This window comes from Neisseria maigaei, from assembly GCF_958267405.1.
Taxonomy (GTDB): Bacteria; Pseudomonadota; Gammaproteobacteria; order Burkholderiales; family Neisseriaceae; genus Neisseria; species Neisseria bergeri.
Genome location: NZ_CATQFT010000003.1, coordinates 1 through 17,045 on the forward strand (window position 1 = coordinate 1; position 17,045 = coordinate 17,045).

Sequence of the window (17,045 nt, forward strand, 5' to 3'; positions counted from 1 at the left end):
GAGCATCAGTTGTCAGACGGCATTATGCGCAAAGCCTGCCGCAACCGCCCGCTGACGGAAGCGCAAACCAAACGCAACCGATATTTGTCGAAGACCCGTTATGTGGTCGAACAAAGCTTCGGTACGCTGCACCGTAAATTCCGCTATGCTCGGGCAGCCTATTTTGGTCTGCTCAAAGTGAGTGCGCAAAGCCATCTGAAGGCGATGTGTTTGAACCTTTTGAAAGCCGCCAACAGGCTAAGTGCGCCCGCTGCCGCCTAAAAGGCAGCCCGGATGCCTGATTATCAGGTATCCGGGGAGGATTAAGGGGGTATTGGGGTAGAATTAGGAGGTATTTAGGGCGAAAACAGCCGAAAACCTGTGTTGGGGTTTTGGTTGTTGTGGGGAAAGGAATTTTGCAAAGGTCTCGGATCAAATTTCCATTAGCTCATTATTTTAAAATTGAAATTTTATATTTTATTTCACTGTTGTTAAAACGCTGTTCACATTCCTTTATCGGTTTTATCATTCATTACCTTATTTACGGCTTCGGGAGACAGGGGCTTACCGCATTTGCTGCAGTAATCGATTTTTGGAACAGGGGAAATGCCTTTAAAGAAAGTAAAGCTATCCGACCCGATGCCGACGGAGGTGCCATAATTCATCTTTTGGAATTCGTGGCAATAGGGGCAGATTCCTGCGATGATTATGTAGAATAAAATTATGATACCTCCGAAACTGAAATATATCGCAAATATTATTTGCACAATTGTTATTTGCAGAAAGTTAGAACCCGTTATCACGTCTTGGATAAATGCCAAAACCACTGTGATTTCGAGAATTAAAAAGAAAAATTTTGGAATCCTCATCCTTTTCTGAAACCTGATTGCGGTATCCATGGCTTTGTCTTTGTCATTTAAGTTTGTGTTCATGTTTTTGACCCTCTTTGTTTCTAAAATCCTTTTTAAATTGCCGACTTTTTCCGTTCCAAATGTCCCATTTGAACATTATCCCGCTGCCTAAAATACGACCCAAATTCATCGGCTGTTCTTGCTGCGATACCTGCAAACAACAGTTTAATGGGTTTATTTTGTTTATTCTAACCTATTACTGTTTAAATAAATTTCCAAAGGCTTGGGCAGGGCGTAATCTTTCAAATGCGCCGGATTTATCCAAATGCCGTCTGAAGGGCTTTCAGACGGCATTTGTCCTTCAAACGGCGTAATCATCAGCAGGCGGTGCGTCAGGCGGTGGGTCAGGGCGGTTTGTTCGTCCATATCCTCCATCGTCAGGGAGAGTTTGGCGGCAAAGTCGGAAAGCCCGTTCAAACTTTCAAAACACGGTACGCAATACAGCCCGCCCCAAATGCCTTTGGCGGGGCGTTTTTCCAGCAAGATTGCGCCGTCCCGGTTGCGGACAATCAGCCAGTAAAGCGGCAGGGTTTGCACTTCGGAGGCGGTTTTTTTGCGCGGCAGCTCGGCGGTGCGGTTTTGCTTTTTCGCTTCGCAGATGTCCGCCATCGGGCATTGATGGCACAAGGGTTTCGCCCGTTTGCACACGGTTGCGCCCAAGTCCATCAAACCTTGCGTGTAGGCGGGCATATCGGCGTTTTCAGACGGCATCAGACTTTCGGCAAGCATCCAAAGCGAGTTTTCAAATTTTTTGTCCTGCGGATTGCCGTCGCGGGCGAACACGCGGCAGAGAACGCGTTTGACGTTGCCGTCCAAGATGGTTTCGCGTCGGTTGAAAGCAAAGGCAGAAATGGCAGCGGCGGTACTTCTGCCTACGCCACAGAGCGTTTCCAAGTCTTTGCGTTCGGGTGGAAAGATACCGCCGAATTGTCCGACAACTTGTTGCGCAGCTTTGTGCAGGTTGCGTGCGCGGCTGTAATAGCCCAAGCCTGCCCATAAGGATAAAACCTCGTCTTGCGGCGCGGCGGCAAGCGATTGCACGGTTGGGAATTTTTCCAGGAAACGCGGATAGTAGTCCAACACGGAGGCGACCTGCGTCTGCTGGAGCATGATTTCCGAAAGCCAGACGCAATAAGGGTTTTTGACCTGCCAAGGCAGGTGGTGCCTGCCGTATTGTTTTTGCCAGCGGATAAGCCGTTCGGAGAAGGGGGAGGGTGTGTTCATTAATATTAATCGATGGTTTTATTTATATTTAAAACAGTATGTTATGGTATGGCATTGTGAAGGTAATGCTTATTGACATGCAGTTTGTAGGGGTATATAACTCATATAGAGAAACTTTATTGCAACATTGAAATTATCTATCAACAAGCAAGGAGTATCATTATGAAAGCAATGGTTTATCACGGCGCAAACGACATTCGTTTTGAAGAAAAACCCCGCCCGCAGATTATCGATCCGACCGATGCGGTGGTGAAAATCGTCAAAACCACGATTTGCGGTACCGACTTGGGTATTTGGAAAGGCAAAAACCCCGAAGTTGCCGACGGCCGTATTCTCGGTCATGAAGGCATCGGTATTGTAGAAGAAGTCGGCGAGGCTGTAAAAAATATCAAAGTCGGCGATAAAGTCATTATTTCATGCGTCAGCAAATGCTGCACTTGCGACAACTGTAAAATCCAACTTTATTCACACTGCCGCAACGGCGGCTGGATTTTGGGCTACATGATCGACGGCACGCAAGCCGAATACGTCCGCACGCCTTATGCCGATAACAGCCTTGTTCCGCTGCCCGATAATGTCAATGAAGAAGTCGCCCTGTTGTTGAGCGATGCCTTGCCGACCGCCCACGAAATCGGCGTGCAATACGGCGATGTCAAACCCGGCGACACTGTATTCATCGCTGGCGCAGGCCCTGTCGGTATGTCCGCCCTGTTGACCGCCCAACTGTACAGCCCCGCCGCCATCATTGTTTGCGATATGGATGAAAACCGTTTGAAACTGGCGAAAGAGTTGGGCGCGACCCATACCGTCAACCCTGCTTCCGGCGACGTATCCAAACAAGTCTTTGCCATCGTCGGCGAAGACGGCGTGGACTGCGCCATCGAAGCCGTCGGTATCCCCGCCACATGGAATATGTGTCAAGACATCGTGAAACCCGGCGGTCATATCGCCGTTGTCGGCGTACACGGTCAATCCGTTGATTTCAAACTGGAAAAACTTTGGATTAAAAACCTCGCCATTACTACCGGCTTGGTAAACGCCAATACCACCGAAATGCTGATGAAGGCGATTTCCAGCAGCTCCGTCGATTACACCAAAATGCTGACCCACCGTTTCAAATTCAGCGAATTGGAAAAAGCTTATGATGTGTTCAAACACGCTGCCGAAAACCAAGCGATGAAAGTGGTTTTGGAAGCGGATTAATCGGCGTTGAATCAGTTGTTTTTTTAACCGGATGCCGTCTGAACGTGTTTCAGACGGCATTTTTTCAGCCGTGTAAAATGGGCTGTTCCTGATCAATCAGGTATTTAAGGGGGATTAATGGGGTATAGTGGATTAAATTTAAACCAGTACGGCGTTGCCTCGCCTTGCCGTACTATTTGTACTGTCTGCGGCTTCGTCGCCTTGTCCTGATTTTTGTTAATCCACTATATTTTGGTGGGAACGGCAGTTATTTGAAACGAAAATATTCGAAAAACCTGTGGTTGGATGTCGGCTGTTTGAAGAAAAGGAATTTTGCAAAGGTCTCTAAGCGTTTTTTAACGACGGCTAATTTGTTAGTTTCAGCCGTTCATCACGGTATTTTACCGATAGGGCGATTTCTCTAACTAATTGATAAGTATATTATAATTATTTTTTTGTTATATGTTTCCGCACATCGCGCGTCCTTCGCATTATGCGGGAGATGGATGGGTATTTTAGGGGACGGTGTGCCGAGGAAGTGCTGCCGTGTATGCCGACTGCGCCGCCAAGCGGCAAAATGCCGTCTGAAACAGCAAAGGGCTTCAGACGGCATTTTTACGATGCGGTTCAGGCTTTGGATTTCAACGCCGCCGCTTCTTTAGCGAGGCGGGTGATGGTGTCCCAGTCTTTGTTTTTCACGGCTTCTTTCGGGGTCAGCCATGAGCCGCCGACGCACAAGACGTTGGGCAGTGCCAAGTATTCGGGCGCGGTGGCGAGGCTGATGCCGCCGGTCGGGCAGAAGCGTACGTCAGCATAAGGGCCGTAGAGGGCTTTGAGCATGGCTTTGCCGCCGACGACTTCGGCAGGGAAGAGTTTGAGAGTATCGATGCCGTGTTCCAAAGCCAGTTGGACTTCGCCCGGAGTGGCAACGCCGGGAATCAGTGGGATGCCGCTGTTGTGGCTGGCTTTGGCGAGGGATTCGTGCAAACCCGGGCTGATGGCGAAAACCGCACCTGCGTCTTCGACGGCTTTGAGCTGTTCGGGATTGGTTACCGTACCTGCGCCGACGATGGCGTTGGGCACTTCTTTGGCAATCAGGCGGATGGCGTCGAGGCCGACGGGGGTGCGCAAGGTGATTTCGAGGGTAGGAATGCCGCCTTCGACAAGGGCATGGGATAAATCGACGGCAGTGCTCAAGTCGTCAATCGCCATTACCGGCACAACTGCGCCGGCAGTTAAAATTTTGCGGGGGGTCAGTTTGGACATTTCGGTTCTCCAAGTGGAAGGGGGTGTTGTTTTTTGCTGCGGTCAAACGGGATGGGGGTTTAAGTTTTCAGACGACCTTTGGGGGCTGTAGGTCGGATTCGAGAATCCGACCTACGTCTTTGGTTTTATTCGCGGGCTAAGCCCACGCTACGTCTGCTGTGTTCAAACGGGACGGGGTTTAAGTTTCAGACGACCTTTAGAGGCTGTATTCGGATACTCATATTCGACAAATGCCCTGATAACGTTGGATTCGAGAATCCGGCCTACGTCTATCTTAAACGGCTTCAATAATTTTTCAGACGACCTTCCGTTTACAAAGGTCGTCTGAAACGTGCATCAAGCAAATTCGCCGCCGAAGCTCATCGCGCCGGTTTCCGCGCCGCTGGTCAAACTGCGGAAGCCGGCGAAGAGTTCGCGGCCGCAGCCTTGTTGGTTCGCGCCCAAGTCGATGTGTTCGATTTCGCGGGCATTCCATTCGGCTTCGTCAATCAGGACGTTGAGTTCGCCGGTCACGGAATCGAAGCGGATCAGGTCGCCGGTACGGATTTTGGCGATGTTGCCGCCCATCAGGGCTTCGGGTGTCATGTGGATGGAGGCTGGAACTTTGCCGGACGCGCCGGACATACGGCCGTCGGTCAGCAGTGCCACTTTAAAGCCGCGGTCTTGCAGGATGCCCAAAGGTGGGGTCAGTTTGTGCAACTCGGGCATACCGTTGGCGCGCGGGCCTTGGTAGCGGACAACACACACAAAATCGCGTTCCAACTCGCCGCGTTCAAATGCAGCCAAAACTTCGCGTTGGTCGTTGAACACGATGGCGGGCGCTTCGATGATGCGGCAACCTTCGCGCACGGCAGACACTTTAATCACGCCGCGACCTATGTTGCCTTTCATCAGGCGCAGACCGCCGTCCGGAGAGAACGGGTTGTCGGCTTTGCGCAGGATATCGTCGTTGCCGCTGGTTTCAGGGGCTTCGCGCCATTCGAGTTTGCCGTCGATGAGGAAAGGCTCTTTGGTGTAGTGGCGCATACCATGTCCGACGACGGTATCGACATCGTCGTGCAACAGACCTGCGTCCAGCAATTCGCGGATGACGAAAGGCAGTCCGCCCGCTGCGGTAAAGTGGTTCACGTCGGCTTTGCCGTTTGGATACACGCGGATGAGCAGCGGGATGATGGAGGAAATTTCGTCAAAGTCGTCCCAGTTCAAAATCACGCCTGCGGCGCGCGCCATGGCGACGAGGTGCATGGTGTGGTTGGTCGAACCGCCGGTTGCCATCAGGCCAATCAGGGCGTTGATGAAGGATTTTTCGGTCAACATTTCGCCCAATGGTTTGATGGTGCCGTTTTTGATGCCGCGTGCGAGGTGTCCGGCTGCGTAGCGGGTCAGGGTCTCGCGCAGGTCGGTGTATGGGTGGACGAAAGCGGCGGCAGGCAGGTGTACTCCCATCATTTCCATCATCATTTGGTTGGAGTTTGCCGTGCCGTAGAAAGTGCAGGTGCCGGGGCTGTGGTAAGAACCCATTTCGCTTTTCAAAAGTTCGTCGCGTCCGACTTTGCCTTCGGCAAAAAGCTGGCGGGTGCGGGCTTTTTCCTTATTGCCGATACCGCTGGACATTGGGCCTGCAGGGACAAAGATGCCTGGGATATGGCCAAACGACAATGCACCGATCATCAAACCCGGTACGATTTTGTCGCATACGCCCATAAACAGTCCGCCGTCGAACATTTGGTGCGACAGGCCGACGGCGGTACTCATCGCAATCACGTCGCGGGAGAACAGCGACAGTTCCATACCGGCGTAGCCTTGCGTGATGCCGTCGCACATGGCGGGCGTGCCGCCGGCGACTTGGGCGGTCGCGCCGTTTTTCTGGGCTTCGTCTTTGATTTGGTCGGGGAAGTCTTTAAACGGCTGATGTGCGGAAACCATGTCGTTGTAGGCGGTGATGATGCCTAAGTTGGGGACGGTTTCCTGAAGCATTTCGATTTTGATGCTTTTAGGCATGGCAGCATAGCCGTGCGCCAAGTTGGAGCAGCCGAGCTGGTTGCGCTCTAAGCGTCCCATTTGTTTGGCACTGCGGATTTTCGCCAGATATTTTTCACGCGTCGGACGGCTGCGTTCGATAATGCGCCCGGTAATTTCGGCGAGTTTGGGGTGGGTAGGAGTAGTGTTCACGGTCGGTCTCCTGTCGGAACGGGGTGGTATTGGGGATTTGTTTGTGCGTTTCTGATTTTTGTATCGGGTATTCAGACGGGGAGTGTTTTAAAAGATATGCCGTCTGAAAGTGGGAAGCGAGTGCTATTATAGTACAAAATTTGTAATTTTGTTACAAAAAAGTCAGGCATTGAAAAGAAATTTGATTTAAATCGCAGAATCTTCCGATTGTTGTAACGGAATAGGGGAAACCTGCCCGATTTTTGGACTAAGTCAAATAAATTGTAAAAATGGGAATAGACAAAAAGTGTAGCGGTGTGTAGTATTACTACTCATTATGCCGCCTGCCTTTGTTTCCGATATTGCGATGCAGCGTGATGGGAAAAGCAGGTTTCAGACGGCATCGAAAAATTCTTTCCTGACGAGATAATACGATGAGTACACAAACAAATTTTGATTTGGTGTTGTTCGGTGCGACCGGCGATTTGGCGATGCGCAAGCTGTTGCCCTGCCTGTATCAGGCGCACGTGGCCGGTCTGCTTCATCCCGAAGGGCGTATTTTGGGGGTCAGCCGCAGCGAGTTGGATACCGAAGGTTTTCTGGCGAAGGTGGAAACCAGTTCCAAAATCCATGTGAAAGAAAATTTTTCCGATGAGGCTTGGACATCGTTTGTCGAACGTCTCGCATATCTCAAAGTCGATGTCACGCAGCCGGACGATTTTGCCGCTTTGGGCGATTTGGTCAAAGCACGAAAAGAAACCGACAACGTCGTCATCTATCTGTCCACCGCGCCCAAATTCTTCGCGCAAGCCTGCGAGAACCTTGCTGCGATCGGTTTGAATGCCGACAATGTGCGCGTGGTTTTGGAAAAACCGCTGGGTACGGATTTGGCTTCTTCCCAACAAATCAATACCGATGTGGCGCGTTATTTCAAAGAAAGGCAAATCTACCGCATCGACCACTACTTAGGCAAAGAAAGCCTGCAAAACCTGCTGGCGCTGCGTTTTGCCAACGTGATGTTCGAGCCGTTGTGGAACAACAAATACATCGAAAGCGTACAACTGACCATCGCCGAACAGCTCGGCGTGGAAGAGCGCGGCGAGTTTTACGACATTACCGGCGCGTTGCGCGATATGGTGCAAAACCATTTGATGCAGATGCTGTGCATGACTGCGATGGAAGCCCCCGCCAGTTTGGATGCCGACGCGGTGCGCGACGAAAAAGTCAAAGTCATCAAATCGCTGAAACCTCTGACCATCGAATCCGTCAACGAAAATGTTATTCGCGGGCAATATGTTGCAGCCAACGGTATGAAGGGCTATCTAGAAGAAAAAGATGTACCGAAAGGCAGCTTCACTGAAACCTACGTCGCCATTAAAGCCGAAATCGAAAACGAACGCTGGAAGGGCGTTCCCTTTTACCTGCGTACAGGCAAGCGCATGGCGGGCAAAGTGGCGGAAATCGTTTTGAACTTCAAAGATTTGAACAGCCATATTTTTGAAGGCAGCCGCACCGCGCCCAACCGGCTCGTTATCGAGTTACAACCGCATGAATCCGTGCGCCTCTATACGCAGATGAAAACCCCGGGTGCTGGCAATAAGGTCGAAACCGTGCCGCTGGCAACCGATTTGGGCAAAGCATTGAAAGGCCGTCGCGCCGAGGCTTACGAACGCCTGCTGTTGGATGTGATTAACGGCAAACTCGCTTTGTTCAACCGCCGCGACGAACTCGAAGCCGCTTGGGAATATGTGATGCCGATTTTGGAAAACTGGACAGGCAATACCACGCCGCCGCACGGTTACGGCGCACATTCTTGGGGTCCCGAAGCCGCCCGCGAACTGTTGGCGCGCGACGGACACAAGTGGCACGAAGAGCAGTAATGCAATAATGCGTTCAGACGGCATGGGGTTTGAAATGCCGTCTGAACGCAAGTAAAGCAGTAAAAAGCAGTCCCGATATTTGGTATCAAAAGCATAAACAACTGTTCGGCCGGCATATTGCTCAACCCGTTTCCATAACGGAATATGCCGTCTGAAATAAAAAAAGGGCACAAATATGTTTGTTTGGCACGAATACGAAAATGCGGCAGAAGCGGCGCAGTCTTTGGCTGACGCAGTGGCGGATGCTTTGCAGGGCGCGCTGGATGAAAAAGGCAGTGCGGTGTTGGCAGTCTCCGGCGGGCGTTCTCCGATTGCGTTTTTTAATGCGCTCTCGCAAAAAGATTTGGACTGGGGCAAAGTGGGCGTTACTTTGGTTGACGAGCGCGTCGTGCCGACCAACCACGCCGACAGCAATACCGGTCTGGTGCGCGAATACCTGTTGAAGAACAAAGCGGAAGCGGCAATGTGGATTCCTATGGTGGAAGACGGAAAAACTGAAACCGAATTACATCCCGATGCTGTTGTCGATTATGCACTGAAACATTACAAGCAGCCCGATGTTTTGGTTTTGGGTATGGGCAACGACGGGCATACGGCTTCGATTTTCCCGAAATCGCCCCAGTTTCAGACGGCAATCGACGGTTCGGCAGGTGTCGCGCTGGTTCATACCACGCCCGTTACCGCGCCGCACGAACGCATCAGCATGACCTTGGGCGCAATCGCCCGGACGCAAAATATCTTTTTGGCGATTCAGGGCGCGGAGAAAAAAGCCGTATTCGACCAAGCCGCACAAGGCGAAAACCGCGAATATCCGATCAGCTTCGTATTGAACCGCCAAGGAGTGAACTGCCATGTCTTCTACGCCGAATAAACACGCCGATTACCCGAGGCTGGTCGCCGACATCGGCGGTACGAATGCACGCTTTGCTCTGGAAACCGCGCCGTGCGTGATTGAGAAAGTCGCCGTCCTGCCGTGTAAGGAATACGACACGGTTACCGACGCGGTGCGCGCCTACCTGAAGCAAAGCGGTGCAACAGGCGTGCGGCACGCCGCCTTTGCCATCGCCAACCCGATTTTGGGCGACTGGGTGCAGATGACCAACCACCACTGGGCATTCTCCATCGAAACCACCCGTCAGGCTTTGGGTTTTGAAACGTTGATTCTGTTGAACGACTTTACCGCGCAGGCATTGGCGGTAACGCAGACTTCAAGCAAAGACCTGATGCAGGTAGGCGGGCAAAAACCTGTCGAATTTTCCCCAAAAGCCGTTATCGGCCCCGGTACCGGCCTGGGCGTGAGCGGATTGGTGCACAGCCCCGCAGGCTGGGTGGCTTTGGCGGGCGAGGGCGGGCATACCAGTTTCCCGCCGTTTGACGATATGGAAGTGCTGATTTGGCAGTACGCCAAAAACAAATACGGCCATGTTTCCGCCGAACGCTTTTTGAGCGGCGCGGGCTTGAGCTTGGTTTACGAGGCTTTGGCTGCAAAACAGAAAGCGAAACCCGCCAAACTGATGCCGTCTGAAATCACGGAAAAGGCTTTGAGCGGCACGTCGCCTTTGTGCCGTCAGACTTTGGACATCTTCTGCGCCATGCTCGGCACGGTTGCTTCCAACCTCGCCCTGACGCTGGGCGCGCGCGGCGGCGTGTACCTGTGCGGCGGCATTATTCCCCGCGTGTTGGAATACTTCAAAACTTCCCCGTTCCGCAGCCGTTTCGAGAACAAGGGCAGGTTTGAAGCCTATCTTGCCGCGATTCCCGTGTATGTCGTCTTGAGCGAGTTTCCCGGAATTTCCGGTGCGGCTGCGGCTCTCGACAACCATTTGAGAAACGTTTAACCACAGCGGCTCCTTGCAGCGGGGCTGCATTATCGAAGGGCATATCATTATGTTAAGCAAAATCAGCGAATCACTGGCAAACCTTTCCGGTGCGGAACGCAAAGTCGCCGAATGTGCATTGGCGGAACCCAAATGGTTCGTCCATGCCGCCGTTGCCGAAATTGCCGAACATGCGTCCGTCAGCCAGCCGACCGTCATCCGATTCTGCCGCAGCCTCGGTTATAAAGGACTGCCCGAGTTCAAGCTCGCGTTGTCCGCCAGCATCGGTCATGAGGGTATGCCCTATGTCCACGAAGAACTCAACGCCGACGACGATATGGCAAGCGTGGTCGAGAAAGTATTGGGCAATGCCGCAGCCTCGCTGTTGGGCGAACGCCGCTTCCTGAAAGAGTCAGAGCTGGAAAACGCCATTGCCACGCTGATGCACGCCCGCCGCGTCGAGTTTTACGGTGTCGGCAATTCCGGTATCGTCGCGCAGGACGCGCAGCACAAGTTTTTCCGTTTCGGAATGTCCACGGTCGCCTATGTCGATACGCACACGCAGCTGATGGCGGCATCCGTTTTGAGCGATCAGGATGTTTTGGTTGCCATTTCCAACACGGGTTCGTCTATCGAACTTTTGGATGCGGTCAGCATCGCCAAAGAAAACGGCGCGTCCGTCATCGCGCTGACCCGCAACGATTCGCCTCTGGCGCAACTTGCCGACTGCGTGTTGAGCGTTGCCACACAGGAAAATGCCGAACTCTACACGCCCATGGTTTCCCGCCTCTTGCAGCTTGCCGTCATCGACATTCTCGCCATCGGACTTGCCCTGCGCTTGGGCGATGCTGCCAGCCTGCAATTGCAGAAAAGCAAAAAAAGCATACACAACAAGCACATCGATTACGACAAAGATTGACCTTCAGACGGCATCCCACAAATGCCGTCTGAAATGCCGGACAACGGCCGTCAGCGGCTTGCGGCAGTTTCCGGCAGCCTCTGCATCCCACAACAAAAAACCTCATTCAGGAGCATACAGATGAAACACCTTCACGACTTACCCGCATGGTCGAAATTGTGGAACCACTTTGACGACAGCAAAACATTGCATATGCGCGAAATGTTCGAGCAAGACCCGCAGCGTGCGGAACGCTACTGGCTGCAAGTCGGCGGACTGACGCTGGACTACTCCAAAAACCGCATCAACGACGAAACCATGTCGCTTTTGTTCGAGCTTGCCCGCGAAGCAGGCGTGCCGGAGCGGATGCGGCAGATGTTCCACGGCGAAAAAATCAATACGACGGAAAACCGCGCCGTCCTCCACGTCGCCCTTCGCAACCGCACCAATTCGCCGATTGTGGTTGACGGTGAAGATGTTATGCCCAAAGTCAACCGCGTTTTGCAACGTATGGGCGAATTTGCACACGAAGTCCGCAGCGGAAGCTGGCTGGGCTATACCAACCAAGTCATTACCGACGTTGTCAACATCGGCATCGGCGGATCGGATTTGGGCCCGCTGATGATGTGTACCGCGCTCAAACCTTTCGGTCATCCGCGCCTCAATATGCACTTCGTCTCCAACGTGGACGGCTCGCAACTGCGCGACGTATTGTCCAAAGTCCACCCCGAAACCACGCTGTTCATCATCGCCTCCAAAACATTTACCACGCAGGAAACGCTGACCAACGCGCTGACCGCGCGCGAATGGTTTTTGAATCATGCGGGCGACGAAGAAGCCGTTGCCAAACACTTCGCCGCCGTTTCCACCAATCAAAAAGCCGTCGCCGAATTCGGCATCGACACCGCCAATATGTTTGAATTTTGGGATTGGGTCGGTGGCCGGTACAGCCTGTGGTCCGCCATCGGATTGCCGATTATGCTGTATCTCGGCGAAGAAAACTTCATCGAAATGCTCAACGGCGCGCACCTGATGGACCAACACTTCATCAACACCCCGCTCGAGCGCAACCTGCCCGTCATCCTCGCCCTCATCGGCATCTGGTACATCAACTACTACGGCGGCGGCAGCCACGTCATCGCGCCTTACGACCAACACCTCCACCGCCTGCCCAAATTCATCCAGCAGCTCGATATGGAAAGCAACGGCAAACAGGTTACGTTGGACGGCAAAGCAGTCGGACACGAAACCTCGCCGATTATTTGGGGCGAAACGGGCATCAACGGTCAGCACGCCTTCTTCCAACTGCTGCACCAAGGCACGCACATTACCCCCATCGACCTGATTGCCTCGCTTGAAAAACGCAGCAACCTGCCCGGACACCACGAAATCCTGCTTGCCAACGTCTTCGCCCAAGCAGAAGCCTTTATGCGCGGCAAAACCCCCGACGAAGTCCGCGCCGAACTCAAAGCGCAGGGTATGGATGAGGCGCGTATCGAAGAGCTGGTCCCGCACAAAACCTTCTCCGGCAACCGCCCGACCAACCTCATCCTCATGGACAAGGTCAACCCGCGCAATATGGGCAGCCTGATTGCCATGTACGAACACAAAACCTTCGTACAAGGCATCATTTGGGGCATCAACAGCTTCGACCAGTGGGGCGTGGAACTCGGCAAACAACTGGCTAAAACCATTTTGGGCGAACTGACTGGCGAAACCGTGCCGCAAAAGCACGACAGTTCGACCGAACGCCTGATCAGGCTTTACCTGCAAACCAACCGCAAATCATAAAATCTCCGGGCAAAATGCCGTCTGAACGCCGACCGTTTCAGACGGCATTTTTATCGAACAGGAAAACCGTCGGTAAACTTGCAGAGCGTGTGCAATCCCGATATGATGGTTCGCATAAATTTAAACATGTATGTTCCGCAGCCATGTACTTCAAGTGCCGTAGCGTGTGTGGAAATACGCAACAGACAGTCCGTGTTTGGACGGCAAAGGAAATCCGATGAAAAAAAACTTACCCGCACTGGCATTGGCAAGTATGCTGATTTTGTCGGGCTGCGACCGTTTGGGAATAGGCAACCCGTTTTCCGGAAAGGAAATTTCCTGCGGAAGCGAAGAGGCTAAAGAGATTTTGGTCAAACTCGTCCGCGACAATGTCGAAGGTGAAACCGTCAAAACCTTTGACGATGACGCATTCAAAGACCAGGCATTTGCCGACATCGGCATATCGCATATCCGCAGCATGGTCGAACGTTTGGGCATAACCGTCGATGAAATCCGTACTGCCGAAAAAACCGACGCGTCCGGCAAACTCAAATGTGAAGCCACGTTGAAACTGGACGTGCCCGACGATGTTGTCGATTATGCCGTCGCCGCCAACCAATCCATAGGTAACAGCTATAAGAAAACGCCCGACTTTTTTGAACGCTACTACCGCAAAGAAGGCGCGTATTACATCAAAACCATTTCTTACAGCGTCCAGCCGACAGACGACAAAAGCAAAATCTTTGCCGAACTGAATCAGGCACACGATATCATCCATCCGATCAGCGAGCTGGTGTCTATGGCACTGATTAAAGAACCGTTGGACAAAGCGCAACAAAGGAACGAAGAACTTGAAGCGGCAGAAGCCGCCGCGCAGGAAGCGAGGGAGGCAGAAGAAGCGGCGGCGCAGGAGGCATTGGGTCGGGAGCAGGAAGCCGCCCGCGTATCCGAATGGGAAGAACGCTACAAGTTGTCGCGCAGCGAGTTCGAGCAGTTCTGGAAAGGATTGCCGCAAACTGTACAGAATAAACTGCAAGCTTCGCAGAAAACATGGAAAAGCGGTATGGACAAAATCTGTGCCAACAATGCGAAAGCCGAAGGTGAAACGCCAAACGGCATAAAAGTCAGCGAACTGGCATGCAAAACGGCAGAAACCGAAGCACGCTTGGAAGAGCTGCACAACCGTAAAAAAGCCCTTATCGACGAAATGGTCAGGGAAGCGGACAAGAAAGAAAGAACTGCCAAAGCGGCTCTGAACAGCGCGGTTCAGGCACTGCCCGCCGATATTGCCGAAACCGTCATGCCCGAGTACCGCAACTGGCAAAACGGTTTGAATGCCAAATGCGCCGACGGCGACGAATACGGCGTGGCACAATCCGACTGCCGTACCAGAGAAATCAATGCGAAAACCAAAGAAATCCAAGGTTATCTGATTAACTGACCTTCGATTTGAAGATGCCGTCTGAAATGCTTTTGCGTTTCAGACGGCATTTTTTGTCGGGATGGCAATTTTGAACAGCGACCGTTTTTGTCGGGTATAAATGCCCGACTTACGGCTGCGGGTTGAAGCCGTAGGGCAGCATTGCCATGCTGCCGTTTGTTTTGTTGCGGTGTGTCGCCGCTATTCTGTAAAGAAAGTATGTGCGCCGAGGTAGTTTTTAGCGTAAAACGGTGTAGAAAGTTTTTCGGTTCGGATGGTTTTGCCGCTGCTGGGGGCATGGATGAATTCGCCGTTGCCGATGTAGAGTCCGACGTGTGAGTAGCGGTGTGCGCCGCCGGTGTTGAAGAATACGAGGTCGCCGGCCTTGAGGCGGCTGTCGGGAATTTTGCGGCTTGCCGCCGCCATGTCGCGGGCGGTGCGCGGCAGCTTGACGTTGAGGGCGTTTTTGTAAACGAATTGGATCATGCCGCTGCAATCGAAGCCGGTTGCGGTGCTGCTGCCGCCCCATTTGTAGGGCGTGCCGATAAGTCCGAGGCTGTGGAGCATGAGTTCCTGCGAGCCTTGTGTGCGGTCGATGTGGCTGATGCGGACGGCTTGGATTTGCCGGACTGTCTGTTTGGGTTTCGGTTGGCGGTGTTTGCCGGAGGTTGTGCCGCATGAGGCGAGGAGCAGTGCGCTGAGACAGAGGAAAAGGGTTTTGTCGAGGGGAAACATGGTTTTTCCTTTGCGGGTTCGGATATGCCGTCTGAAGGTGTTTCAGACGGTATAGTGGATTAACAAAAATCAGGACAAGGCGACGAAGCCGCAGACAGTACAAATAGTACGGAACCGATTCACTTGGCGCTTCAGCACCTTAGAGAATCGTTCTCTTTGAGCTAAGGCGAGGCAACGCCGTACTGGTTTTTGTTAATCCACTATATTTCTATAATAAACCTTCTATGGGCAGCAGGGATAGGATTTTTGCGGCGATGCGTTTCCAAAGTTTGGCTTCGGGTTCGTTCGGGTAGGTTTTTCGGGTGGCGGGATCATACCATTGCAGGCGGTTGTGTTTGTCGAGGGTAACGCGGTAGGCGTATTCGGGTGTGGTATCGGCGAGGGTGCGCTCCATCTGTTCTGCGATTTTGGGGCTTTCGATGACGACACCCATTTCGGTATTGAGCCGTGCGGAACGGGGGTCGAGGTTGAATGAGCCGATGAAGATGCGTTTGCCGTCCACGATGAAGGTTTTGGCGTGCAGGCTGGTTACGGAGCTGCCGGTCAGGCCTTTGTCTTTTGTGGCGGGGACGGCATGGTTGGGTTGCAGCTCGTAGAGTTTGATGCCGGCTTTGAGCAGCGGTTTTCGGTATTTGACGTAGCCGGAATGGACGGCGGCAACGTCGGTCGCCTGCAGCGAGTTGGTCAGGACGGTAACGTCTATGCCGTCCTGCACCAGTTTTGCCAGTGCGTCTGTGCCGGATTTTGTGGGGACGAAATAGGGTGAAACCAGATAGACGCTTTTTTCGGGCTGTTTGAGCGCGTCTTGCAGCCGCCCGGCAATCGGCGGTTTGCGGCGGTCGCGGTCGAGTCCTTTTGCAGGGTCGTCGCTGATCAGGCGGGTTTGGACGCTCTGCCAGTCGATGCGTCCTGTCTGTATTTTCCGGTAGAGGGGTGACTGTTCGACGGTTTCGCGGTAGCGCAGGAGCGCGTGCCTGGACGTTTCGTCGTTGTATCCGAGTGCTTGAAGACCCTTGCCGATGTCGCCGCTGCGGATGATGCGCGTGGCGTTGTGGGCGGAATGGCTTGCCCAGTAGCGGTCGAAGTCGTGCGATACTTCGCCGACGACGCTGCCGGTAGCGAGGATGTCCAAGTCGGCGAAAACGGTGTCTTCACCGACTTTGAAGTATTCGTCGCCGATATTGCGTCCGCCGAGGATGGTGGCGCGGTTGTCGGCGGTAAAGGATTTGTTGTGCATACGGCGGTTGAGGCGGGGGAAGTCGGTCAAATAGCCCAATGCGCGCCATTTGCGGAAAACGAAGGGGTTGAACAGGCGCACTTCGATATTGGGATGGCTGTCGAGGGCGAGCAGGAGGTCGTCCAAGCCGCGCGTGTTGTTGTCGTCCAACAGCAGGCGCACGCGCACACCGCGTTCTGCGGCAAGGTATATAAGGTTGAATAGAAGTCTGCCGGAAATGTCGTTGCGCCAGATGTAGTATTGCAAATCGAGGCTGTGTTCGGCGGATTCGATAAGGGCGGCGCGGGTGGCAAAGGCTTCGTGGGGGTCGTCGAGCAGGTAAATGTCGGACAGGCGGCTGTCGGACGGGAAATGGCGGATGTGCAGGACTTTATCCAAACGGACGGGGGAAGCAGTGTCAAAATGGCGGCTTTCCGTGCGTTCATCCAAGGGCGGCAGCCATGCGGCGCACGAGCAGAGCAGGAGGAACAACAGGGGAAGGAGGCTGCGTGTTTTCATAGGAAATCGGTTCAGACGGCATTGCCTGTGTTTTGGGTTGGCGCACATGGAAGTGCGACATCATAATCCAAACGTTG

Annotated in this window: 14 protein-coding genes; 8 read left to right on the forward strand and 6 right to left on the reverse strand. The window is 53.1% G+C overall.

Annotated features, from left to right (window positions below):
- Positions 1-261, forward strand: a 261-nt coding sequence (locus tag Q3O06_RS01755) for a transposase (RefSeq protein WP_301817333.1), incomplete at its 5' end; no start/stop codon positions are given.
- 221 nt (positions 262-482) lie between these two features.
- On the opposite strand, the gene Q3O06_RS01760 is transcribed toward Q3O06_RS01755, so the two are convergent.
- Both Q3O06_RS01760 and mutY read right to left on the reverse strand, forming a co-directional pair.
- Positions 483-911: a hypothetical protein gene (locus tag Q3O06_RS01760; protein WP_301817334.1), complete on the reverse strand. Its 429-nt coding sequence runs from the start codon at positions 909-911 to the stop codon at positions 483-485.
- Between the two features lie 162 nt (positions 912-1,073).
- Positions 1,074-2,114, reverse strand: coding sequence for an A/G-specific adenine glycosylase (mutY, locus tag Q3O06_RS01765; protein ID WP_301817335.1), 1,041 nt, complete (start codon positions 2,112-2,114; stop codon positions 1,074-1,076).
- A 162-nt stretch (positions 2,115-2,276) separates the two neighbouring features.
- Here mutY and Q3O06_RS01770 point away from each other — a divergent pair, with 162 nt between their 5' ends.
- Positions 2,277-3,317, forward strand: a complete 1,041-nt coding sequence (locus Q3O06_RS01770) for a zinc-dependent alcohol dehydrogenase family protein (RefSeq protein ID WP_301817337.1) — start codon at positions 2,277-2,279, stop codon at positions 3,315-3,317.
- 606 nt (positions 3,318-3,923) lie between these two features.
- Here the strand turns inward: Q3O06_RS01770 and Q3O06_RS01780 are convergent.
- Together Q3O06_RS01780 and edd are read right to left on the reverse strand one after the other, a co-directional pair.
- The gene (locus Q3O06_RS01780) at positions 3,924-4,562 is read right to left on the reverse strand and encodes a bifunctional 4-hydroxy-2-oxoglutarate aldolase/2-dehydro-3-deoxy-phosphogluconate aldolase (protein WP_301817339.1); all 639 of its coding nucleotides are present in this window, start codon (positions 4,560-4,562) and stop codon (positions 3,924-3,926) included.
- A gap of 336 nt (positions 4,563-4,898) precedes the next feature.
- Positions 4,899-6,734, reverse strand: a complete 1,836-nt coding sequence (gene edd / locus Q3O06_RS01785; RefSeq protein WP_301817341.1) for a phosphogluconate dehydratase — start codon at positions 6,732-6,734, stop codon at positions 4,899-4,901.
- A gap of 413 nt (positions 6,735-7,147) precedes the next feature.
- On the opposite strand from edd, the gene zwf reads away from it, so the two are divergent.
- From zwf to Q3O06_RS01815, 6 genes are all read left to right on the forward strand, one after another.
- Positions 7,148-8,593, forward strand: coding sequence for a glucose-6-phosphate dehydrogenase (gene zwf / locus Q3O06_RS01790; protein ID WP_301817343.1), 1,446 nt, complete (start codon positions 7,148-7,150; stop codon positions 8,591-8,593).
- A gap of 175 nt (positions 8,594-8,768) precedes the next feature.
- Positions 8,769-9,464 carry a 6-phosphogluconolactonase gene (gene pgl / locus Q3O06_RS01795; RefSeq protein WP_301817344.1) on the forward strand — a complete coding sequence of 232 codons (696 nt, stop codon included), beginning with the start codon at positions 8,769-8,771 and terminating at the stop codon, positions 9,462-9,464.
- Entirely contained in the window at positions 9,445-10,431 is a 987-nt protein-coding gene (locus Q3O06_RS01800) for a glucokinase (protein ID WP_301817345.1), read from the forward strand. The genes pgl and Q3O06_RS01800 overlap by 20 nt, the downstream gene beginning before the upstream one ends.
- 49 nt (positions 10,432-10,480) lie before the next feature.
- The gene (gene hexR, locus Q3O06_RS01805; RefSeq protein WP_301817346.1) at positions 10,481-11,329 is read left to right on the forward strand and encodes a DNA-binding transcriptional regulator HexR; all 849 of its coding nucleotides are present in this window, start codon (positions 10,481-10,483) and stop codon (positions 11,327-11,329) included.
- A gap of 120 nt (positions 11,330-11,449) precedes the next feature.
- Positions 11,450-13,099, forward strand: a complete 1,650-nt coding sequence (gene pgi / locus Q3O06_RS01810) for a glucose-6-phosphate isomerase (RefSeq protein ID WP_002241709.1) — start codon at positions 11,450-11,452, stop codon at positions 13,097-13,099.
- A 217-nt stretch (positions 13,100-13,316) separates the two neighbouring features.
- Positions 13,317-14,519 (forward strand): lysozyme inhibitor LprI family protein, encoded by a 1,203-nt coding sequence (locus tag Q3O06_RS01815; protein WP_301817347.1) that lies wholly within the window; start codon positions 13,317-13,319, stop codon positions 14,517-14,519.
- A gap of 180 nt (positions 14,520-14,699) precedes the next feature.
- On the opposite strand, the gene Q3O06_RS01820 is transcribed toward Q3O06_RS01815, so the two are convergent.
- Positions 14,700-15,233 carry a C40 family peptidase gene (locus Q3O06_RS01820; RefSeq protein ID WP_301817348.1) on the reverse strand — a complete coding sequence of 178 codons (534 nt, stop codon included), beginning with the start codon at positions 15,231-15,233 and terminating at the stop codon, positions 14,700-14,702.
- Positions 15,234-15,441: 208 nt separating this feature from the next.
- Positions 15,442-16,968 carry a phospholipase D family protein gene (locus tag Q3O06_RS01825; RefSeq protein WP_301817349.1) on the reverse strand — a complete coding sequence of 509 codons (1,527 nt, stop codon included), beginning with the start codon at positions 16,966-16,968 and terminating at the stop codon, positions 15,442-15,444.
- Positions 16,969-17,045 lie beyond the last annotated feature (77 nt).